The 20,385-nt window shown below is 63.4% G+C and carries 18 protein-coding genes; 10 read left to right on the top strand and 8 right to left on the bottom strand.

Translation table 11 applies throughout. The features are described 5' to 3' along the window. Positions 1 to 94: 94 nt before the first annotated feature. Genes QMG80_RS16290 through QMG80_RS16280 form a run of 3 tightly spaced genes read right to left on the bottom strand, consistent with a single transcriptional unit; the run spans position 95 to position 4,920 of the window. Positions 95 to 1,621: a SpoVR family protein gene (locus QMG80_RS16290; protein WP_085770139.1), complete on the bottom strand. Its 1,527-nt coding sequence runs from the start codon at positions 1,619 to 1,621 to the stop codon at positions 95 to 97. Continuing rightward, positions 1,618 to 2,919 (bottom strand): YeaH/YhbH family protein, encoded by a 1,302-nt coding sequence (locus QMG80_RS16285; protein WP_085773439.1) that lies wholly within the window; start codon positions 2,917 to 2,919, stop codon positions 1,618 to 1,620. The genes QMG80_RS16290 and QMG80_RS16285 overlap by 4 nt, the downstream gene beginning before the upstream one ends. 57 nt (positions 2,920 to 2,976) lie before the next feature. Then, positions 2,977 to 4,920 (bottom strand): PrkA family serine protein kinase, encoded by a 1,944-nt coding sequence (locus tag QMG80_RS16280; protein WP_085770138.1) that lies wholly within the window; start codon positions 4,918 to 4,920, stop codon positions 2,977 to 2,979. A gap of 402 nt (positions 4,921 to 5,322) precedes the next feature. On the opposite strand from QMG80_RS16280, the gene msrB reads away from it, so the two are divergent. Then, entirely contained in the window at positions 5,323 to 5,802 is a 480-nt protein-coding gene (msrB, locus tag QMG80_RS16275) for a peptide-methionine (R)-S-oxide reductase MsrB (RefSeq protein WP_085770137.1), read from the top strand. Positions 5,803 to 5,867: 65 nt separating this feature from the next. Then, complete coding sequence (gene msrA / locus QMG80_RS16270) at positions 5,868 to 6,596, top strand: peptide-methionine (S)-S-oxide reductase MsrA (protein ID WP_085773438.1); 729 nt, start codon at positions 5,868 to 5,870, stop codon at positions 6,594 to 6,596. A gap of 66 nt (positions 6,597 to 6,662) precedes the next feature. Here the strand turns inward: msrA and QMG80_RS16265 are convergent, their stop codons facing one another. Together QMG80_RS16265 and QMG80_RS16260 are read right to left on the bottom strand one after the other, a co-directional pair. Continuing rightward, positions 6,663 to 7,130, bottom strand: coding sequence for a methyltransferase family protein (locus QMG80_RS16265; protein WP_085770136.1), 468 nt, complete (start codon positions 7,128 to 7,130; stop codon positions 6,663 to 6,665). 207 nt (positions 7,131 to 7,337) lie between these two features. Next, positions 7,338 to 8,189 (bottom strand): ChbG/HpnK family deacetylase, encoded by an 852-nt coding sequence (locus QMG80_RS16260; protein WP_085773437.1) that lies wholly within the window; start codon positions 8,187 to 8,189, stop codon positions 7,338 to 7,340. A 363-nt stretch (positions 8,190 to 8,552) separates the two neighbouring features. Between QMG80_RS16260 and QMG80_RS16255 the strand changes: the two genes are divergently transcribed. The 6 genes from QMG80_RS16255 (at position 8,553) to glcF (ending at position 15,469) form a co-directional block, all read left to right on the top strand. Continuing rightward, on the top strand, positions 8,553 to 8,891 hold the full coding sequence (locus tag QMG80_RS16255; RefSeq protein WP_085770135.1) for a P-II family nitrogen regulator: 339 nt from the start codon (positions 8,553 to 8,555) through the stop codon (positions 8,889 to 8,891). Positions 8,892 to 8,926: 35 nt separating this feature from the next. Further along, positions 8,927 to 10,426 (top strand): ammonium transporter, encoded by a 1,500-nt coding sequence (locus QMG80_RS16250; protein ID WP_085770134.1) that lies wholly within the window; start codon positions 8,927 to 8,929, stop codon positions 10,424 to 10,426. 300 nt (positions 10,427 to 10,726) lie between these two features. Then, positions 10,727 to 11,143 (top strand): hypothetical protein, encoded by a 417-nt coding sequence (locus QMG80_RS16245; RefSeq protein ID WP_158658555.1) that lies wholly within the window; start codon positions 10,727 to 10,729, stop codon positions 11,141 to 11,143. Positions 11,144 to 11,482: 339 nt separating this feature from the next. Further along, positions 11,483 to 12,976 carry an FAD-linked oxidase C-terminal domain-containing protein gene (locus QMG80_RS16240; protein ID WP_085770133.1) on the top strand — a complete coding sequence of 498 codons (1,494 nt, stop codon included), beginning with the start codon at positions 11,483 to 11,485 and terminating at the stop codon, positions 12,974 to 12,976. Then, positions 12,976 to 14,169 (top strand): glycolate oxidase subunit GlcE, encoded by a 1,194-nt coding sequence (gene glcE / locus QMG80_RS16235; protein ID WP_085770132.1) that lies wholly within the window; start codon positions 12,976 to 12,978, stop codon positions 14,167 to 14,169. Before QMG80_RS16240 ends, glcE begins: the two co-directional genes overlap by 1 nt. A 4-nt stretch (positions 14,170 to 14,173) precedes the next feature. Continuing rightward, positions 14,174 to 15,469, top strand: coding sequence for a glycolate oxidase subunit GlcF (gene glcF / locus QMG80_RS16230; protein WP_085770131.1), 1,296 nt, complete (start codon positions 14,174 to 14,176; stop codon positions 15,467 to 15,469). Between the two features lie 126 nt (positions 15,470 to 15,595). Here glcF and cpdR read toward each other — a convergent pair whose 3' ends face one another. Then, positions 15,596 to 15,970 (bottom strand): cell cycle two-component system response regulator CpdR, encoded by a 375-nt coding sequence (cpdR, locus tag QMG80_RS16225; RefSeq protein ID WP_085770130.1) that lies wholly within the window; start codon positions 15,968 to 15,970, stop codon positions 15,596 to 15,598. Positions 15,971 to 16,132: 162 nt separating this feature from the next. Here cpdR and QMG80_RS16220 point away from each other — a divergent pair, with 162 nt between their 5' ends. Together QMG80_RS16220 and hisN are read left to right on the top strand one after the other, a co-directional pair. Then, positions 16,133 to 17,083, top strand: coding sequence for an N-formylglutamate amidohydrolase (locus QMG80_RS16220; RefSeq protein ID WP_085770129.1), 951 nt, complete (start codon positions 16,133 to 16,135; stop codon positions 17,081 to 17,083). A gap of 183 nt (positions 17,084 to 17,266) precedes the next feature. Further along, positions 17,267 to 18,055 (top strand): histidinol-phosphatase, encoded by a 789-nt coding sequence (gene hisN / locus QMG80_RS16215; protein ID WP_085770128.1) that lies wholly within the window; start codon positions 17,267 to 17,269, stop codon positions 18,053 to 18,055. A 27-nt stretch (positions 18,056 to 18,082) separates the two neighbouring features. On the opposite strand, the gene QMG80_RS16210 is transcribed toward hisN, so the two are convergent. Beyond that, complete coding sequence (locus tag QMG80_RS16210) at positions 18,083 to 18,970, bottom strand: DUF5134 domain-containing protein (RefSeq protein WP_085770127.1); 888 nt, start codon at positions 18,968 to 18,970, stop codon at positions 18,083 to 18,085. Between the two features lie 17 nt (positions 18,971 to 18,987). Next, positions 18,988 to 20,265: a cystathionine gamma-synthase family protein gene (locus QMG80_RS16205; RefSeq protein ID WP_085770126.1), complete on the bottom strand. Its 1,278-nt coding sequence runs from the start codon at positions 20,263 to 20,265 to the stop codon at positions 18,988 to 18,990. Positions 20,266 to 20,385 lie beyond the last annotated feature (120 nt).

Below are 20,385 nucleotides of genomic sequence, written 5' to 3'. Positions count from 1 at the left end.
GCGCCAACGCTGGCGGCAGCCTTAACATAGTCCGCTCCGGAACCTTTGCCATAGGCTCGAGGCCAACATCTGAGGTCGCCTTACCAACAAGGCGCTAACGCGGCGCTGGCGACGCCAGATGCGATTTTATGACCTGTTCGGTGGCCGCGTCGATCTCCTCGAGCAAAACCTCATATCCCCATATGTCGGCGAGGTGCTTGAGGACGAGGGACGCGGCGCCGATCTCCAGAAGCCTGCCCTCGACCACCCGATGATGCATGATGAGCTTGCGGTTGCCGCTCAGATCCACATCCACGACTTGGATGTCGGGAATTTGGCGACCGACCTCGTATTCCGCGGCGAGGCTCCGCCTGAGGTCGTGATAGCCGCGCTCATTATGGATTGCCGTCACCTCCAATTTCGGCGCGTCCTCCTCATCGACGATGTGAAAGAGCCGCCACTTGCGCATGAGGGTCGGGCTCAAGAACTGGCTGATGAAGCTCTCGTCTCGGTAATTGGCCCAGATGTCGCGAAGCACCGCCATCTCGTCGCTTTTCCCGGCGATCTCGGGAAACCACGCGCGATCCTCTTCCGTCGGCTGGCGCACGATGCGAGCGATGTCGCTCATCATGTCGAAGCCGAGCGCATAGGGATTGATCCCCCTGTAGACGGGGTCGTAGCAGGTCGGTTGACGGATGGAGTTGGTGTGCGATCGCAGAAATTCGAAAAAGCTCCCGTCGCTGATCTGCCCTGTCTCGTGCAGCGTGGTCATGATGCGGTAATGGCAGTAGGTTGCGCAGCCTTCATTCATGACCTTGGTCTGCATCTGCGGGTAGAAGTACTGGGCGATCAGCCTAACGATGCGCAGCACCTCACGCTGCCACGGCTGCAGTCTCGGCGCGAACTTTTCGAGAAAATAGAGGATGTTTTCTTGCGGGAGGCTGAGCATCGCGCGCTGCCGATCCAGCGGCTTGCGCGCGACTTGACGTGAAGGCCTGGGGACGGTTCGCCACAGGTCGTTATAGAGACGCTCCCGCTCCTGCATGCGGTCGCGGTCCCGCTTTTCCTCGGAACGTAAATCCAGCGCCCTCTTGCGCGGATAATGCTGCACCCCTTGCGGCCTCAGGCAATGCGCGGCGTCGAGCAGGCGCTCCACCTCCATTTCGCCGTAGCGTTCCTCGCATTTCGCGATGTAACCTCTGGCGTAGGTGAGATAATCCAGAATTCCGGCGGGATCCGTCCATTGGCGGAACTGATAATTGTTCTTGAAGAAGTGATTGTGCCCAAAAGCTGCGTGGGAGATGACGAGAGCCTGCATGGTGGCAGTGTTCTCTTCCATGATATAGCTTATACAAGGGCTTGAATTGATAACGATCTCATAGGCAAGATCTTGCAATCCGCTACGATATATGTCCGCGTGCTGCACGAAATGCTTACCAAATGACCAGTGACGATAAAATATAGGCATGCCCGTCGACGCATAAGCGTCGAGCATTTGCTCGGCTGTGATCACTTCGATTTGATTTGGAAATGTGTCGAGACCAAGCTCATCGCCTGCAATCTTGGCAACGGCGTCGTGAATCCGCTGAATCGTCCTGAAATCCCAATCATTTCCCTCAAACAAAAGTCGATCGTCTGTCATCCCGAGGCCTCCTCGGCGCTGACCTGGCGGCGCTGAAACAGTCGTCGGAACACCGGATAGATATGGTCGCGACGCGCGACACGCCGCATCTGGAAGATGGTCTTTTCACTTCGCAGCTTCGCATAGGTCAACCACAAGGAGCTTTGGCTTTCTTGTCCTGCGGAGCCGGAGGTGTCGACGTTGGGAGGAGCGACCTCGACATAGGCGTAATACTGGCATAGCGGCAGGATCGTCTCTTGCAGCAAGGCCAGCGTCGGTCCGTTATCGCTCGGGAAATTGTCGCCGTCGGAGGCCTGCGCGGCGTAGATGTTCCAATTCGCCGGATCGAAGCGATCCTGGATGATGCGGGCCATTTCAATCAGGGCCGACGAGACGGACGTGCCGCCGGTTTCGGTGGAGCGAAAGAACGTCTCCTCGTCCACCTCCTGGGCCTTGTCCGTGTGCCGGATGAAAACCAGCTCGACGCGCTCATAGCGGCGTGTGAGGAACACATGCAACAACATGAAGAAGCGTTTCGCCAGGTCCTTCATATGTTCTGTCATCGAACCAGAGACATCCATCAGGCAGAACATGACGGCTTGCGCGACCGGCTTCGGAAAGCGCTCAAAGCGGCGGAAACGTAAATCGACGGGGTCAAGGTAGGGGATGCGAACGCGTCGCTCGCGGGCGGCCTCCAGCTCTCTTTGAATCCGATCGACCTGCTCTCCTTGCGCCTCCGCCGCCGCGAGCTCTTGCTCCAGCCGCTCGATCGTGTGGCCTCGCGGCCTTCTCAAGGCGATGCGGCGCGCGAGTGACATCTCCATGGTTCGTCCGAGCGAGAGGTTCGCCGGGGCGCCGGTCTTCGTATGGCCCGCGCGTCGAATCCCGTGCGCCTCCGCGCCAAAGAGCCGCCGTTTGACGAGCTGAGGCAGTTCCAAATCATCCAGGAAAATGCTCAGAAACTCTTCTCGCGTGAGCATGAAGCGAAAGCTGTCCTCTCCTCCTTGCCCGCCGAGACCGGGACCGGCGCCGCCTCCCTCGCCGCCGCTCGGGCGGTCGATGAGGTCGCCCTCGACATATTCTCGATTGCCGGGAAGGATCAGATCGCGACTGGCGCCTTGCGTATGGGAGAAAACCGGCTCTCGCGCCCCTTTCGCGGGGATCGCGATCTCGCCTGCCTTCTCGAGGTCGCCGATGGCCCGGTCGCGGCTGGCCTCGCGCACCGCGCGCTCGAGAGCGTCCTTCACCCGCCGAAGGAAGCGCTGACGATTTTCAAAGCTCTTGCCCTGTGGGTTCAGCCGGCGGTCGACAATGCGCATCGTGTCCTTCATAGATCGGCGCCTGCACAGTCGCGGCTCCCCGTCGCCGCATCCCGATTAATTCGCTTGTTTGACGCGCATGTACCACTCCACGAGGCGCCGCACCTGGCGCTCGGTGTATCCACGCGCGACCATTCGACTGACGAATTCGCCATGCTTGTTCTCTGTCTCGGTGTCCTTTTTTGTGGCGAAGCTGATGACGGGCAAGAGATCCTCGACTTGTGAGAACATTCTTTTCTCGATCACCTCGCGAATTTTCTCATAGCTCGCCCAGGAAGGGTTGCGACCCTTGTTGGAGGCGCGCCAACGCAAGGCGAATTTGACCACCTCGTTTCGAAAATCCTTAGGATTCGAGATTCCAGCGGGTTTCTCGATCTTCGTCAGCTCCTGATTCAACAGCTCCCGATCCAGCAATTGTCCCGTGTCCGGATCCTTGAAATCCTGGTCTTCGATCCATGCGTCGGCATAGTCAATGTATCGATCGAACAGGTTCTGGCCGTAATCCTGATAGGATTCGAGATAGGCTTTCTGAATCTCCTTGCCAATGAATTCCGCATAGCGCGGCGCAAGGTCGGCCTTGATGAACTCCAGGTAGCGCTGCTCCGTTTCCGCGGGAAGCTGCTCGCGCTTGAGCGACTGCTCGAGCACATACATGAGATGGACGGGATCCGCCGCGATCTCCACGGTGTCGTGGTTGAAGGTTGCGGCTAAAACCTTGAAAGCGAAGCGCGTGGAAAGTCCCGTCATGCCCTCGTCCATGCCGGCCGCTTCTCGATACTCCATGACGCTTCGCGCACGCGGCTCGATCTCGCGCAGGCTTTCGCCGTCGTAGACCCGCATTTTCGAGAAGAGGGTCGAATTTGCGTGCGGGATCAGCCGCGAGAGGACGGAAAACCGCGCCAATATCTCCAAGGTGTGCGGGGCGCAGCTCGCTTCCGCAAGCTCGGAGCCCTTCAGCAGCTTTTCATAGATATGCTGCTCCTCGGTCACGCGCAGGCAGTAGGGCACCTTGATCACGTAAATGCGGTCGACGAAGGCTTCATTATTTCGGTTGGCCTTGAAAGCTTGCCATTCCGCCTCGTTCGAATGCGCCAGGACGACGCCGGAGAAGGGAATGGCGCCGATGTTCTCCGTGCCGATGTAATTGCCCTCCTGGGTGGCCGTCAGGAGCGGATGAAGCATTTTGATCGGCGCCTTGAACATCTCCACGAATTCGAGGAGGCCCTGGTTCGCGCGGTTGAGGCCTCCCGAGTAGCTGTAGGCGTCGGGGTCCGCTTGCGCATGCGCTTCTAACTTACGAATGTCCACCTTGCCGACAAGCGACGAGATATCCTGATTGTTCTCGTCGCCGGGCTCGGTCTTGGCGACGGCGATTTGACGAAGGCGAGAGGGCGAAAGTTTCACCACGGTAAACTTCGCGATCTCGCCGCCGAATTCGTCCAATCGCTTGAGGCACCAAGGGCTCATCGGCGCGCCAAGCCGGCGCCGCGGGATGCCGTAGCGCTCCTCCAAAATCTGTCCGGTGTCGGCCGGATTGAAGAGGCTGAGCGGGCTTTCGAAAACCGGGCTGATCTCTTGCCCCGCCTTCAGCACGTAGATCGGATTGACCTCCATGAGCGCTTTGAGCCGCTCGGCCAGCGACGATTTGCCGCCGCCGACCGGACCGAGCAGATAAAGAATCTGTCGGCGCTCCTCGAGACCCTGCGCGGCGTGACGGAAGAAGCTGACGATGCGTTCGATCGTTTCTTCCATCCCGAAGAATTCGCTAAAGGCCGGATAAACGCGGATGGTCCGGTTCATAAAGATGCGGCCGAGCCGCGCATCCTTCGAGGTGTCGATGAGCGCCGGCTCGCCGATCGCCTTCAATATCCGCTCGGCCGCGGTCGCATAGGCTCCGGGATCGTTACGGCACAGATCAAGATAAGCCTCGAGCGACATCTCTGTCGGTTGGCGCTCCCGATAGGATTGAGCGAAGTCGGCGAGAAGCTGAGTGTTTGTCATCGTGACCGCTTTCCCGTCCTCGAACCGGATCTCGACACGAGCGCCGGCTCACAGGCTAACGCGACTCGGCGCTCCCATCGTCGCGCCGTTTGAATCTATGCGATGCGCTTCACTACGTCATCGCTTTGATGGGCAGCTTACAAATTTGAATATGTGTCGTGATCCAGCGAAAGGACAGCCGCGGGACTCTGCAATGTGGAAATTGCAGAACGTCATCAATCGATCGAGTTTGTCACGCCGGCTCGACGCGACGCAAGATGCGCGCCGAAGCGAAGCGCTCCTTTTCATAGCTAGAACGTAGCAAGGAGACGCCCGTTCGGTCGTTGTCTCTGCCGTGTAACGCCCGGCCTGGCGATCGCGAAGTCTCTTTCGAAGCCGATCCTGACGAGCCTGGAGGCCGAGATGACGACGCGCCGCAAGATGCTTCTTTCTGTGAGTGGGAGCCTATTCTGGATCACCGGGCCAAGGGCGTTGCGGGCAGGGGAGAGGCTCGAGGTCGAGCGCACCGAGGCCGGGTGGCGAAAAATGCTCAGCCCCGAGCAATTCGACGTGCTGCGACAGGCCGGCACGGAGCGGCCCTTCACGAGCCCGCTCTTGAACGAGCATCGTCCCGGCGTCTTCGCCTGCGCAGGATGCGGGCGAGATCTCTTCTCCTCCGAAACGAAATTTGACAGCGGCACGGGTTGGCCCAGCTTCTGGCGACCGCTCGACGGCGCCGTCGGCACGGAGTCCGACCGCTCCTTCGGCATGCTGCGCACTTCGGCGCATTGCCGACGCTGCGGCGGTCATCTCGGGCATGTCTTCGACGACGGTCCCCCGCCGACCGGGCTCCGCTACTGCATGAACGGCGTCGCGCTCGTCTTCAAACCGGCCGGGGCTTGAGGCCTGGGCTCGAGCTTTTCGACCCGCTCGAGACCGCCAAAGAGGAAAAAGAGGAAGGAGAGACCATGACCAGCAGATGCTTTCGCCGGGTCGCGGGGAAGGGGATTTGCATTCTCGCCGTGGCGGCGAGCGTCCTCGCCGCGAGCCCGGCGCCCAGCGACGCGGAACCGTCCCGTGCGCTGCCCGCGCCTGTGGCCGCGGGAGAAGCTCCAAAGGCGACGAGCGAGACGGCTGTGCTTGCCGGCGGCTGCTTCTGGGGCGTGCAGGGCGTCTTCCAGCACGTCGCGGGGGTGACCGGCGCGGTCTCCGGCTACGCGGGAGGCGACAAGACGACCGCGCATTACACGGTGGTCGGTCGCGGCGACACGGGACACGCTGAAGCCGTGCGCATCAGCTTCGATCCGGCAAAGATCAGCTACGGAAAGATCCTGCAGATCTTCTTCTCGGTCGTCCACGATCCCACGGAGTTGGACCGCCAGGGGCCGGACACCGGACGCCAGTATCGATCCGCGATCTTCCCGCAGAGCGACGAGCAAGCGCACATCGCCAGGGCCTATCTGACGCAGCTCGACGCCGCGGCGGTCTTCCCCGCGCCGATCGCCACGACGCTCGAGCCGGGCAAGAGCTTCTTCCCGGCAGAATCCTATCATCAGGATTTTCTCGAGCGAAATCCCGATCATCCTTATATCGTCTACAACGATCTGCCGAAGATCGCCGCGCTCAAGCGCTTGTTTCCAGCCCTTTATCGGGAGAAGCCGGCGCTCGTCTCAGGCTCGGGAGAGCGCGCCATGTGATGGCGCTTAAAGTTGTCGGCGCTCGCGATGACGGGTACGGACACTGCGGCGCCGAGGCTGTGCGCCTCACAACCAGCGTCTCACCCGCACCTTGTAATTGAGATATTCACTCCCGAACTTGCGTTCGAGATAGCGCTCTTCCGGCTCGATGGCGATTTTCTGCAAGGCGAGCGCGGTCGGGCCCGCCAACAGCAGGAACCACAAGGAATTGGCGAGAGCCGCGATCGCGACGACGGCCGCCGCCATTGCGAGATAGATAGGGTTGCGGCTGAACGCGAAAGCGCCGCCGGTGACGAGACTCGTCGCGGGCTTGAACGCGTGGACGTGGGTCCTGGCGGACTTCATCTCCCACGCGGCCGAGCCAGCGAAGCTAAGCGCCGTCGCAAGCAGCAGCCAGCCGAACCAGTTTCCGCTGTCTCCGGGAAGAAAGCCGATCGGCCACAGGAACTGCAAGGCGAGTCCGAGAAGGATGGTCGCCGCCGGGACCAAGGGCGGCAGGACGGGGATGTCAGCGTGGTCGTCCTGCTGCGACATGCGGGCGCCTCCTTGGCTCGGGACTCTCTTATGAGCATGTGCCGGAAAAGTGCGAAGCGGTTTTCCGGTCAGGACATGCTCCAAACTTTTGATTTGGCACGATTCCTTATCGCTCGAACGATTCCGTTCGAGCGGGAGACGCGCTCTAAACTTTTAGAACCGATCACGTTTTCTGGGTTCGGGCGATTCCGCCTGAAACAGCGTGATCTAGACGGCGGTCGAGAGCCGGCCGAGCTGCAAGCGCTTCTTGGCGAGCGCCGCCTCGAAGCGGGGTGAGAGTAGAAAGGCGAGCTCCTGCTCGCGCGTCACCGTCACCGGATCGAGCTCGCGCAGCTCGTCGTCGACATAGCCGGGGTGGCACATGATGAGATGCCGCGGTCCGCGCGCCCGCAAATAGGACTTGAATAATTTCGCATAGTCTTCGCCAGGACGAAAATCCGAAAATCCCGAAAAACCCTGGTTGACCGCGAAGCCGGCGAGGGCCGCGTCGCGACCGAAATCCGATGAGAGATACCGAAGGAGCAACGCCTTCTTGATTTGCGCGCCGCGCGCCAGAATGCGCGCAAGCGCGTCGCCGCTATCTCGCAGCCAGCAGCGGCCTTTTAGTCCCCGCTGGGCGAGCTCCTCCAGCAGCTCATCTCTAATGTCGGGCAGAACCTGCACGTGCTGATGGCCGTCGACGAAGTCCGGCGGGCGCCCCATCACCGCCTCGAAGCGGTCGAGCTGACGGGAGATTTCGGCGCGGATCTCCGCAAGCGGCAGCTTGCCCTGGCGGGCAGCGCGCACCAGCTCGCGAATGGGCGGGAAAACCCCCTGCTTGGCGAATTGCGGCATCGATCCGAGCGGCTCGCCGAGAGTGAGATTGAGGTGCAGCCCGATATCCGCGTCGAAGCCGCCGCGCATCAGCTCATGGCCGAGCGCCGGCCAGCGCGGCCCCGTGACGAGCGCGGAGACGGCAGAGAGGCGCCGCGCCTTGAGCGCCTCGAGGATGCCGCGGCTCACGCCGTAAGTGAGCCCATAGTCGTCAGCGCACAGCGTAATGGTCGCCTTCGTGGACATGACTTCGAAAATCCCATCCCCTTCCAACTGCGCCCGCTCTCTGCTCCATGCGGCCCTCCCGGTCAATCGCCGCGTCGTCGCTGGCGAGGCGCCTAATCTAGGCGCGCCGCCTCCGTCACGGCTCTTGGCGCCTATATTTTAGCCTTTTGCTTACCCAACAAGCGGGTTGTGGCAAGGAATAGGCGTAGAGTCGGTAGATTACAGTCCTAAATGCCATGGCAAAGGCGAAGGCGCCTGCAAATCAGGCTCATCTCCCGCTGGCACGGCATTTGTAGTCAACGGCTCGGCGGCGTTGGGGCCGCGCCACAGGCTTCGTTGGCTAGGGGCTCCAACCTCGATCCAACGCCAAGACGGGAAAATCAGATGAAACTGGTGATTGCGATCATAAAGCCGTTCAAGCTCGATGAGGTTCGAGATGCGTTGACGAGCATCGGCGTGCACGGGCTGACGGTGACTGAAGTGAAGGGCTACGGCCGACAAAAAGGGCACACCGAGATTTACCGCGGCGCCGAATACGCCGTGAGCTTCCTCCCCAAGCTGAAGATCGAGGTCGCTGTCGCTTCCGAGCTGGCTGCCAAAGCCGTCGAGGCGATCTCCGCTGCGGCGCGCACCGGTCAGATCGGCGACGGCAAGATTTTCGTCACCCCGATCGAGAGCGCGCTGCGCGTGCGCACCGGCGAAACCGACCAGGATGCGCTTTGATGACACGTTCCGTTCAGACCTCCCAGGAGAAAACCATGAGCATTCGCCCGCTTCAAAATTTGCGTCGGACCGCCGTTGCGGGCGCTTCGCTGCTGCTGTTGTGCGCTGCGTCTCCGGCGTTAGCCGGTTCGCCGACGCCTAATCCGGGCGACACGGCCTGGATGCTGACGTCGAGCGCCTTGGTGTTGATGATGTCGATTCCCGGCTTGGCGCTGTTTTACGGCGGCCTCGTTCGCATCAAGAACATGGCCTCGATCCTCACGCAGACCTTCACGATCGTGGCGCTCGTGGGCGTGCTGTGGACGCTTTACGGCTATTCGCTCGCCTTCGGCGACGGCGGCGCGCTCAACGCGGTCATCGGCGGGCTGGGCAAGGTGTTTCTCAAGGGCGTCGACGCGAACGCCGTGTCGCCGACCTTCACGCCGGGCCACGTCATTCCGGAATACGCTTATTTCGTGTTCCAGATGACCTTCGCGATGATCACGCCGGCGCTCATCATCGGCGCCTTTGCGGAGCGCATGAAGTTCTCGGCGGTGTTCGTCTTCATCCTGCTGTGGGTGACGGTGATCTATTTCCCGATCGCGCATTGGGTCTGGGCGGTTGCCGATCCGAATGCGATCGTCGATGCGGCGGCGGAGCTGGCGGCGGCGACGACGGATGCGGCGAAGCAGGCGGCGCAGGCCAAGATCGACGCGGCGACCTCCTCGGTCGGCTGGCTCGCGGGCGGCCTGGCTCCGTGGATGAAGGGCGTGGGCGCGCTGGACTTCGCCGGCGGCACGGTCGTTCACATCAACGCGGGCATCGCGGGCCTTGTCGGCGCGATCATGGTCGGCAAGCGCATCGGTTATGGCAAGGAAGCGCTGCCGCCGCATTCGCTGACGCTGTCGATGGTCGGCGCCTCGCTGCTGTGGGTCGGCTGGTTCGGCTTCAACGCGGGCTCCAACCTCGAGGCGAACGGCACGACGGCGCTGGCCTTCGTCAACACGATGGTGGCGACCGCGGCGGCGGCGCTTTCCTGGCTGCTGACGGAATGGGCGACGAAGGGCAAGCCCTCGCTTTTGGGCCTGATCTCGGGCGCGGTGGCGGGCCTTGTTGCGGTGACGCCGGCCTCGGGCTTTGCGGGTCCGATCGGCTCGCTGGCGCTGGGCTTCATCGTCTCGCCGATCTGCCTGTTCTTCGTCTCGAAGGTGAAGAACGCCATCGGCTATGACGACGCGCTCGACGTGTTCGGCGTGCATTGCATCGGCGGGATCACCGGCGCGCTGGCGACGGGCCTGCTGGTCAGCCCCGCGCTGGGCGGCGTCGGCATCACCGACTATACGAACATCGCCGAGAGCTACGCCGGCAAATACGACCTCGTGGCGCAAATGATCGCGCAGGTCACCGCCGTCGTCGCGACGCTGATCTGGTCGGGCGTGGGCTCGGCGATCCTCTATAAGGTCGTCGATCTCGTCATCGGCCTGCGCCCGGCGCCCGATCAGGAGCGAGAGGGCCTCGACATCACCGATCACGGCGAGCGCGCATACAATTACTGAGGCCTTGGCCGACAGGAGCGGCGCTTTCGGGCGCCGCTCCCACGCAATTCGTAACGAGACCTGCTCCTTATCTCATGCGCAGACCGCCCTCGCTCGAAAGACCTTTTCGGCCGCGCGGCGCGCCTACAAGCCAGCAATGGGTGGGCCTTCGCGCCGGTCCCGACAGTAAGGAAAAGGCGCGTGCTCGGGCCAGAGCGGGCGCCGAAAGAAATGGGAACCGGTTTTTCGCGTAAGGCGCGCTCGAAAACCGCAAAATCGGTCACGTTTCCGCTCACAGCAGCGTGATCCAGGAGAAATTCTATGACGATCTCTCGAACGACTGTTTCCCTCCGGGGTCTCGCGCTCGTCGCCGCGCTCCTTGCGCCGTCAGTGGCGCTGGCGGAGGGCGAGGAATTGGCGCAATGCGCGACGAAATGGATCGCCGCGAAGGAGAACCCCAAATTCTATCAGCCCTGGGGCGATTACTTCAACGACTGCAAGAAGAAGCTCGCGGAGGCGGGCGGCGGCGCGAAGGCCGAGGAGGCGAAGCCCGCCGCGGCGGCGCCTGCGCCTGAACCCGAGGCGAAGAAGGCGGAGGCGCCCAAGCCTGCGCCCACGCCCGCGCCCGCGCCGGCCCCCGCCGCGGCTCCCAAGCCTGCCGCCGCGCCCGCGCCGGCTGCCGAACCGGCGAAGCCTGTGCACAAGCCCAAGAAGCCGGCGCATAAGCCGCACGCCTAACGCTGAGGGGCGCCCAAAGGGCGCCCTTCCGAGCTCGGCCCCCGCGAGGGCCGAGGCTCCAATAATTTCATTCGAGCGTGAAACGCGAGGGGAGGGGAATTACGGCCGACGATTTGGCGTCAGCCTGCGCGCGGGCCTCTTGATCATCTCGCTATGATCTCAGTTTGAGATCGCAACGGATCGACTTCTTGGCGTCGCCCGGGGCATTTTCTGCTCCTCGGCAGACCCTGATCAGCGCGATGTTTGCCGGATTGCCCTTCGTCTCGCTATATGAGCCGACGAGCGCAGGGCTCCTCCTGAACCGCCGGCCTTGACCTTGTGCGCGCTCGATAGGACGCCATGCCTCTCCTCATGCCGGCCCCCGAGCCGCAAATCCTCTCGCGCCGCGACGAAATCGTCTCCAAGCTTCGCGTCTTGCTCGGGTCCGAGCGCGTCATCGCGGATGAAACCGCGCGGCGCGCCTATGATTGCGACGCTTTCACCATGTATCGCGCGCTGCCGCTCGTCGTCGTCCTGCCGCAAAGCGTGAAAGAGGTCTCGGCGATCCTGGCGCTTGCGCAAGAGATGAACGTCAAGGTCGTGCCGCGTGGCGGCGGCACCTCTCTTTCGGGCGGCTCCATGCCGCTCGAGGACGGCATTCTGCTCGCGATGGGCAAGTTCAACCGCATTCTCGAAATCGACTATGAGAACCGCTGCGCCAGAGTGCAGCCGGGCGTCGCCAATCTCGCGATCAGCAAGGCGGTCGAAGCGCAGGGCTTCTATTACGCGCCTGACCCGTCCTCGCAGATCGCCTGCTCGATCGGCGGCAATGTCGCCGAGAACGCCGGCGGCGTGCACTGCCTCAAATACGGCCTCACCACGAACAATATTCTCGGTCTCGAGATCGTGCTCATGGGCGGGGAAGTCGTCCGTCTCGGCGGCAAGGGTCTCGATTGCGAGCCCTACGACCTTCTCGGCCTGATGACCGGCTCGGAAGGGCTGCTCGGCGTCGTGACCGAGGTCACGGTGAGGCTCTTGCGCAAGCCGCCGCTCGCGCGCGCCTTGCTCTTGGGCTTTGCGAGCATCGAGGCGGCCGCGCGCAGCGTCGGCGCGATCATCGGGAAGGGAGTCATTCCGGCGGGCCTCGAGATGATGGATCGCGCGACGATCGGCGCGACCGAACGATTCCAACCCTGCGGCTATCCGCAAGACGCCGAGGCGATGCTCATCGTCGAGCTCGACGGAACCGCGGCCGAGGTCGATCATCTCGTCGGTGTCGTCGAGGACATCGCGCGGGGGGAAGGCGCGACGACCGTCAAGGCCTCCACCAGCGAAGCCGAGCGCTTGCAGTTTTGGGCCGGTCGCAAGAACGCCTTTCCGGCGGTCGCCTGCATCGGTCCCGATTATCTCTGCATGGACGGCACGATCCCGCGCGGACGTTTGCCCGAGGCGATGCTCGGCATGGAGGCGCTCGCGAAAAAATATGGGTTGCGCGTCGCCAATGTGTTTCACGCCGGTGACGGCAATCTGCATCCGCTCATTCTCTATGACGCGTCGATCGACGGAGACATGGAGCGCGCCGAGGCGCTCGGCGCCGACATCCTGCGCCTCTGCGTTTCTCTCGACGGCGTGCTGACGGGCGAGCACGGCGTCGGCGTCGAGAAGCGCGATCTGATGGGCGAGATGTTCAGCGAGACGGATTTGGAGCAGCAGATGCGCGTCAAATGCGCCTTTGACCCGCAAGGCCGGCTCAATCCCGGCAAAGTTTTCCCGACGCTGCATCGCTGCGCCGAGATGGGCATGATGCATGTCGAAGGCGGCGCCTTGCCCTTTCCCGAGCTTCCGAGATTTTGATGAGCCTCGTTCCGCAAGACGAAAACGAGCTCGCCGAAATCATTCGCGACGCCGCCGCGCGCGTCGCGCCGTTGCGGCTCGTAGGCTCCGACACGAAGCGCGCGTTCGGCCGTCCCTCGAGGGGGGAGGCGCTTTCCCTCGCGGCCTTCAGCGGCGTCACGCTCTATGAGCCCGAGGAGCTCGTGCTCACGGCCGGCGCGGCGACGCCGCGCGCGGAGATCGAGGCGCTTCTCGACGCCAAGGCCCAAGAGCTCGCTTTCGAGCCGATCGACTTCGGCGCGCTTTTCGGCTCGGGAGCCGGCACGATCGGCGGGCTCGTCGCGACGGGCGCCTCGGGGCCGCGTCGCATCAAGGCTGGCGCCTTGCGCGATCACCTGCTCGGCTTTCGTTGCGTCACGGGACGGGGCGAGATCGTCAAATCCGGCGGCCGCGTGATGAAGAACGTCACAGGCTATGATCTCTCGAAGCTCGTCGCGGGCTCCTTCGGCACGCTCGCAGCGTTGACCGAGGTGACGCTGAAGGTTCTGCCGAAAGCGTCGAGCGAGGCGACGCTGCTTCAAACCGGCCTCGACGAGGCGGCGAGCCTTGCGGCGCTGCGCAAGGCGTCGCAGGCGCAAGCCGACGCGAGCGGCTTTGCGATGCTGCCCGCGGGCTCACGACCGCTTTCGCTCGCACGCAACGTCGCGGCGATCCGGCTCGAGGGAGCGGCGATCTCGCTGGACTCGCGGCGCGACGAGCTGGTTGCGCTTCTCGCTCCGCGGGGCGGCGCGTTCGAGACGCTCGATGCGGACGCCTCGCGCGCGCTGTGGCGGCGGCTGCGCGACGCCGAGCCCGTCGCGCGCGCGCCGGGAGACCTGTGGCGCGTCTCGCTTGCGCCGACGAATGGCGCGAAGCTCTTAGAGAATTTGCACGCGGCGGGCGCGGCGCCGATCGCGCATTTCTATGATTGGGCGGGCGGCCTTGTCTGGCTTTGCTTCGAGCCGACCGCGGACGCCCGCGCCGGCGTGCTGCGCCGCATCGTGGAAGAACTCGGCGGACAGGCGACGCTGCTGCGGGCCGAAGATGAAATTCGCGCCCGCGTCGGCGTCTTTCAGCCGAAACCCGCCGCGCTCGCGGCGCTCTCTCGCCGTGTGAAGGAAAGCTTCGATCCCGCGCATATTTTGGAGCGCGGCCGGCTTTGCGCGGAGTTCTGATCCGATGCAGACGCATTTCCCGCCGGCTCTCCTCGAAAATCCCGACATGGCGCAGTCGGAGAAAATTTTGCGCGCTTGCGTGCATTGCGGCTTCTGCACGGCGACTTGTCCGACCTTTCTGCTCACCGGCGACGAGCTCGACAGCCCGCGCGGACGCATCTACCTCATCAAGGAGATGCTCGAGAACGACCGGGCGGCCGACGCGCGCATAACGCGTCACCTCGATCGCTGTCTCTCTTGTTGGGGCTGCATGACGACCTGTCCCTCGGGCGTCCACTACATGCATCTCCTCGACCACGCGCGCGCGCGCGTCGAGCGGACTTATGTCCGTCCTCTCCCTGAGCGCGGCTTGCGCGCGACACTCGCCTTCGTGCTCGCGCGGCCGGCGCTGTTCCGATGGGGCTTGCGATTTTCGGCGTTGGCGCGGCCTTTCGCGCGGCTCTTTTCCGAGCGTCTCGCTGCGATGCTCGCGCTGGCGCCAAAAAAGATCCCCAAGGCCTCTGAGGTCGACCGGCCGCAAATCTTTTCGGCGCAGGGCGCGCGCAGACTGCGGGTGGCTCTGCTGAACGGTTGCGCGCAACAAGCGCTCGATCCCGCCATCAATGAAGCGACTGTGCGGCTCCTGACGCGTTACGGCGTCGAGGTCGTGATCGCTCACGGCGCAGGCTGTTGCGGAGCGCTCGAGCATCACCTCGGCAAGACGGACGCGTCGCGGGATCTCGCGGCGCGCAATATCGACGCCTGGACGCGCGAGATCGCGAAGGGCGGGCTCGATCGGATCGTCATCAACACGTCAGGCTGCGGAACGACCGTCAAGGATTACGGCTTCATGTTCCGCAACGACCCGCTGAGGGCCGAGGCCGCAGCGCATATCGCCTCGATCGCGCGCGACGTGAGCGAGGTCCTGGCCGAGTTGGCGATTGCGTGGCCGGGAGCGGCGCCGAAGCTTCGCGTCGCCTACCATTCCGCCTGCTCGCTGCAACACGGACAAAGGGTGACGCAGGAGCCGATGGCCTTGCTCGAGGCGGCGGGCTTCGAGACGCTCGGCGTGCCGGAAGGCCACATCTGCTGCGGCTCGGCGGGGACTTATAATTTGCTGCAGCCGGAAATGGCGGCGGCCCTGCGGAGCCGCAAGGTCGCCAATATCGAGGCGCTCGCGCCCGACGTCGTCGCCGCCGGCAATCTCGGCTGCATCACGCAGATCGCGGGGGGCACGGACCTTCCCGTGCTGCATCTCGTCGAGCTATTGGATTGGGCGAGCGGCGGACCGAAGCCCGCAAAGCTTTTGGCTCGGGAGTAGGCCCCCCTCCCCAGCCCTCCTCCGCTTCGCGGGAGAGGGGGCGGATTCGGCCTCATCGAGACGGCTGATCGTTAGGGTGCCCTCTCCCGCTTGCGGGGGAGGGACAGGGAGGGGGCTTTTTTCAGCTCACGCCGCCAGCAGCCGCTGCACCTCGTTGACGAGGTCGCGCAGATGGAAGGGTTTCGAGAGAACCTTGGCCTGAGTCGGCGCCTGATTGTCCGGGTTCAGCGCCACCGCGGCGAAGCCCGTGATGAACATGACCTTGATGTCCGGGTCGAGCTCGGTGGCCCGGCGGGCAAGCTCGATGCCGTCCATCTCGGGCATCACGATGTCCGTGAGAAGCAATTCGAAAGGCTCGACCCGGAGCTGATCATAGGCGTCGAGTCCATTGTCGAAGGAGGTGACGACAAACCCCGCATGCTGCAGCGCTTTGACCAGAAAGCGCCGCATGTCGTGGTCGTCCTCGGCCAGAAGTATCTTTGCAGGTGTGGAGTCTGTCATCGCGCGCCTCTAGGTGTTTACCCTATAAAGGGGGCTGTTCGTAAAAATCGCGTGAAAAACTAGCCGATTGCCGTTACCTTAATCGGAGTTTATCGCCAACCCGCCGGGGGCGCCAGCCGCTTCGTCGCGCCGGGGACGGGCGACAAGGAAATCGAAGGAACCATGACAGGCGAGTTCGAGCCGAATCGGTTGCAGCGCGCGCTCGAGGCGGGACGAGCTTCGCCGGTCGAGCCGGAGCTTGGAGAGCCGCTGGCGCTTCTGGCCGCCCGCGACGCCACGACGCCGCTCGTGTTCTCCTCCCCGCATTCGGGGCGCATCTATCCGGCGCGCTTCCTCGAAGCGACCAAGCTCGACATCGCCACGCTGCGCCGTTCCGAGGACGCCTTCGTGGACGAGCTCTTCCAGCCCGCGGCGGCGCTCGGCGCGCCGATGCTCTGCGCCAAGTTTCCGCGGGCTTACCTCGATCTCAACCGCGAGCCCTACGAGCTCGATCAGCGCATGTTCGAGGACGCGCTGCCGGAGAACGCCAATTCGCGTTCCTTGCGCGTCGCCGCGGGTCTAGGGACGATACCGCGCGTCGTGGCGGACGCGCGCGAGATCTATCGCGAGAAGCTGCGCGTCGCCGACGCGCTCCTACGCATCGGCGGACTCTATGAGCCTTATCACATTGCCCTCGCCGAGCTTATGAATCGCGCGCGCCAGGAGCACGGCGTGGCGGTGTTGATCGATTGCCACTCGATGCCGACCCTGATGGCGCGTGAGGGCGCGCGGGCCGAGAAGCGCCGCGTCGATTTCGTGATCGGCGACCGGTTCGGCGCGAGCTGCGAGCAGCGCCTCGCCGACGCGCTCGAGGAGACGCTGCGGCGCTTGGGTTATAACGTGCATCGCAACCGGCCCTATGCCGGCGGATTCATCACCGAGCATTACGGGCGTCCGCGGACGGGCAGGCACGCCGTGCAGATCGAGGTTGCGCGCAGCCTCTATATGGACGAGGCGAGGCTCGAGCCTAATGATCAGTTCCAAACCGTGGCGGAGCATCTGCGCGAGGCGATTGGCGAGCTCTTGCGCGCCGTCGGCGACGCCGCTCCGCCCGCGCGGCTCGCGGCGGAATAGGAAGCCAGCTCTCCTTTTGCCCATTTCGTGCGCGTGACGCGGCGCATGCCCGACTGTAAAAGCGTTCTTCGTCGCCTCAGCGTGGATAAAAGAGACGAGCGGAAGGGGCCTGTCCCTGAATTGCTTCGTCACCGCTCCTTGGGCAAGGGTTATCACACACTGCATGGGGGCTTTGGTAGACGCATGACAGCGGTCGATTTCGAAAAATTCGTCGAGGAGCTCGCACATGTTTCGGGCGAGGCGATCCTTCCCTTTTTTCGCACGGCGCTTTCGGCGCGGAACAAGTCTTCCGCCGGCGATTTCGATCCGGTGACGGAAGCCGACCACGCGGCGGAGACCGCGATGCGGCGCCTGATCGAGCAATTCTTCCCCGAGCACGGAATCGTCGGCGAGGAGTTCGGCGATCGCAGGGTCGACGCCGAATATGTCTGGACGCTGGACCCGATCGACGGCACCAAGTCCTTCATTTGCGGCTTTCCGACATGGGGCACGCTGATCGGCCTTTCCCACAAGGGCGCGCCGGTCTACGGCCTCATGAACCAGCCCTTCACGCGCGAACGTTTCTTCGGCGACGGGGAGGCCGCCTTCTGGTCGCGGTATGACGGCGCCGAGAAGCGCAGGATCGCGACGCGGCGCTGCGCGGCGCTTTCGGAGGCGACGCTGATGACGACCTCGCCGCTCCTGATCGAGGAAGGGCGCCTCGAGGCCTTCCGCCGCGTCGAGAAGCAAGCGCGACTTTCTCGTTACGGCGGCGACTGCTACGCCTATTGCGCGCTCGCCGCGGGCCATGTCGATCTCGTGATCGAGGCGGGGCTTCACCCATACGACATCGTCGCGCTGATCCCGATCGTTCGCGGTGCGGGCGGAATCGTCACGACATGGAGCGGCGAGGACGCGTCGAAGGGCGGCGCGATCATCGCCGCCGGCGATCCCCGTGTGCATGAGGCGGCGCTCAAAATGCTCGGCGCATGAGAGCGAATGCTTCCCGCTGATTCTGGATCAACGCCACGGACGATGTCGCCTCGGGACATGCGGATGAACAGGGTGCGCGCGAGCGCGAGATCGCCATAAGGGTCGACGCGCCTGGGACATACCGACAGCCCGCGAGGCTTTGCGGATGGCGGGCTCAGCTCCCTGCTGTGGCTGAACCCGTGACGGCGCAGGGTCGTTCGCGGGCGGCGGCGGCGCGGAGGATGACGCGGCCAACGTCGCCGCGGCCAAGGCTGATGCAGGCGAAAGCATCGATCCTTCCGCGCGTTTCGCGTTATTGGCTTCGACCGGTTCAAGGTTGGTTTGAAGGGCGAGCCGCTCCGATTCCTTCAGGCTAGCCTTGAGCTGCATTCCCAGAAACATGTAGCCCATCGACGCCGCCATCACGAAGGCGCAGAGCTGATTGGGGTTTGGCCAGCAGAAAAGCGGCGTCGGCGCTAAGCCCTTCGCCGAACGCCCCATGGGCGCCGAGATCAGCGGGGTGAGCGCCTCGAAAGCGAAATATAACACCAAGGCGTAACTGACGACGGGAATCCAGCGCATCGGAGAATAGCACATATAGACCATGGCCGCCTGCTGGATGAAGGTCGAAATCCACATCTTGCCGATTGAGCCTTGGCCGCGCAGCCGGATCATCATCCAGAACAAGATTACGAGGCATATCACCGCATAAAGCGTCATCCACGCGCTTCTGAACATCCACTCCCGTTCGAAGGCCATGGCAAAAAACATGTAGATCATGCCGACAAGCATGATCAGATGAGAGCTGTGACACCATCGGTGCTCACCCCGCATCGACCCCCATCGCTTGAATTCAAGCAAGAGCACGAGGCAGAGCACCGCAATCCAGACGATGCTCGGAACCTTCGAAAGCAGGTCCTGGCTCAGCGCCGTCATGAACGTGTCTTTCCCGTTTACCCGAAAGCCTGAGCGATATCCGCGAGGAGATCGTCGGGATGCTCGACGCCGATCGACATGCGGATGAGCGACGGCGTGATGCCGATCTCGCGCCGCGCCTCCTCGGTCAACCCCGAATGCACCGTCGTCGTCGGATGGCAGATCAAGGACTCTGTTCCGCCAAGGCTTACGGCGAGCTTGAAGAGCTGCAGGCGATTGAGGAAGGCGAAGGCCTCTTCCTGCCCGCCCTTGACGTCGAAGGAAAAGGTCGAGCCCGCGGAGGACGATTGTCTCTCCATGAGTTTCCGCGCTGGATGATCGGCGGGGAGCAGGGGCGGGTAATGCACGAGCGCCACTTTGGGATGCGTGGCGAGGAAGCGCGCCACAATCGACGCATTGGCGGCTGCCCGCTCCATGCGCAGCGACAGCGTCTCCAGCGAGCGTGCCAGCATCCAGCAGGAATGCGGATCGAGCTGCGTGCCGATGGCGCTGCGCATCGCGCGGAGAGGCTTCAAATTCTCCGCCGAGCCGAGCGCCGCGCCGCCGATGAGATCACTGTGGCCGCCGACATATTTCGTCAGCGAATAGCAGGAGAGATCGGCGCCGTGGCGCAGCGGCGATTGAAACACGGGGCCGAGCAGCGTGTTGTCGCAGCATACGAGCGGGCGCGAGCCTTGGCGCTGCGCAATCTCTTCGGCAATGCGACGCACCAGCGCGATGTCGACGAGGCTGTTCATCGGATTGGACGGCGTCTCGATGAAGATCATCGCGATGCGCCCCTCGCCCTCGGCGCGCGCCGCGGCGGCGCGAATATTCGCTTCGTCGAGGCCGTCCGTGAAGCCGACGGCTTTGACGCCGAAAGGCGCGAGCGTTTTCAAGAGCAGCGTTTCCGTGCCGCCGTAAAGCGGCCGGCTGTGCAGGACCGTCTCGCCCGGCCGCACGAAGGCCAGCATCGTCGTGGCGATGGCCGCCATGCCCGAGGCGAACACGAGACCGCTTTCGGCTTTTTCGTAAATTGCGAGCCGATCCTCGACGATCTCGAGATTGGGATGGTTGAATCGCGAATAGATGAGGCCGGGAGGCCCTTCATTGGGCGGCGGGCGCCGGCCGGCCATGATGTCGAAGAAATCGCGGCCTTCCTCGGCGGTCTTAAAGACGAAAGTGGAGGTGAGGAAGACTGGCGGCTTGACCGAGCCTTCCGAGAGGCTGGGATCATAACCATAGCCGAGCATCAGCGTCTCCGGCTGCAGCTCGCGCTCGCCAATCTTCGCCTTGTGATAGCGCACCGGGGCCATGGCGGGTTCCTTTCGCGTTAAACCAGCTCGATGTCAGAGCCTCAGATAGAGCGCCGGCAGCCTCGCCCAAGATCACGCTGCGTTTCGGGCGGAATGGCCTGAACGCAGAAAATATGATCG

The sequence above is a fragment of the Methylocystis bryophila genome (assembly GCF_027925445.1).
GTDB classification, from domain to species: Bacteria; Pseudomonadota; Alphaproteobacteria; order Rhizobiales; family Beijerinckiaceae; genus Methylocystis; species Methylocystis bryophila.
The sequence above is the reverse complement of the archived record's forward strand: the minus strand, read 5'-3'. Positions and strand labels throughout refer to the sequence as shown.

What these genes read in the sequence shown, in the direction of transcription:
- QMG80_RS16290 (WP_085770139.1), bottom strand. Translation starts at nt 1,621, where the DNA reads ATGACAGACGATCGACTTTTGTTTGAGGGAAATGATTGGGATTTCAGG.
- QMG80_RS16285 (WP_085773439.1), bottom strand. Translation starts at nt 2,919, where the DNA reads ATGCGCATTGTCGACCGCCGGCTGAACCCACAGGGCAAGAGCTTTGAA.
- QMG80_RS16280 (WP_085770138.1), bottom strand. Translation starts at nt 4,920, where the DNA reads ATGACAAACACTCAGCTTCTCGCCGACTTCGCTCAATCCTATCGGGAG.
- msrB (WP_085770137.1), top strand. Translation starts at nt 5,323, where the DNA reads ATGACGACGCGCCGCAAGATGCTTCTTTCTGTGAGTGGGAGCCTATTC.
- msrA (WP_085773438.1), top strand. Translation starts at nt 5,868, where the DNA reads ATGACCAGCAGATGCTTTCGCCGGGTCGCGGGGAAGGGGATTTGCATT.
- QMG80_RS16265 (WP_085770136.1), bottom strand. Translation starts at nt 7,130, where the DNA reads ATGTCGCAGCAGGACGACCACGCTGACATCCCCGTCCTGCCGCCCTTG.
- QMG80_RS16260 (WP_085773437.1), bottom strand. Translation starts at nt 8,189, where the DNA reads ATGTCCACGAAGGCGACCATTACGCTGTGCGCTGACGACTATGGGCTC.
- QMG80_RS16255 (WP_085770135.1), top strand. Translation starts at nt 8,553, where the DNA reads ATGAAACTGGTGATTGCGATCATAAAGCCGTTCAAGCTCGATGAGGTT.
- QMG80_RS16250 (WP_085770134.1), top strand. Translation starts at nt 8,927, where the DNA reads ATGAGCATTCGCCCGCTTCAAAATTTGCGTCGGACCGCCGTTGCGGGC.
- QMG80_RS16245 (WP_158658555.1), top strand. Translation starts at nt 10,727, where the DNA reads ATGACGATCTCTCGAACGACTGTTTCCCTCCGGGGTCTCGCGCTCGTC.
- QMG80_RS16240 (WP_085770133.1), top strand. Translation starts at nt 11,483, where the DNA reads ATGCCTCTCCTCATGCCGGCCCCCGAGCCGCAAATCCTCTCGCGCCGC.
- glcE (WP_085770132.1), top strand. Translation starts at nt 12,976, where the DNA reads ATGAGCCTCGTTCCGCAAGACGAAAACGAGCTCGCCGAAATCATTCGC.
- glcF (WP_085770131.1), top strand. Translation starts at nt 14,174, where the DNA reads ATGCAGACGCATTTCCCGCCGGCTCTCCTCGAAAATCCCGACATGGCG.
- cpdR (WP_085770130.1), bottom strand. Translation starts at nt 15,970, where the DNA reads ATGACAGACTCCACACCTGCAAAGATACTTCTGGCCGAGGACGACCAC.
- QMG80_RS16220 (WP_085770129.1), top strand. Translation starts at nt 16,133, where the DNA reads ATGACAGGCGAGTTCGAGCCGAATCGGTTGCAGCGCGCGCTCGAGGCG.
- hisN (WP_085770128.1), top strand. Translation starts at nt 17,267, where the DNA reads ATGACAGCGGTCGATTTCGAAAAATTCGTCGAGGAGCTCGCACATGTT.
- QMG80_RS16210 (WP_085770127.1), bottom strand. Translation starts at nt 18,970, where the DNA reads ATGACGGCGCTGAGCCAGGACCTGCTTTCGAAGGTTCCGAGCATCGTC.
- QMG80_RS16205 (WP_085770126.1), bottom strand. Translation starts at nt 20,265, where the DNA reads ATGGCCCCGGTGCGCTATCACAAGGCGAAGATTGGCGAGCGCGAGCTG.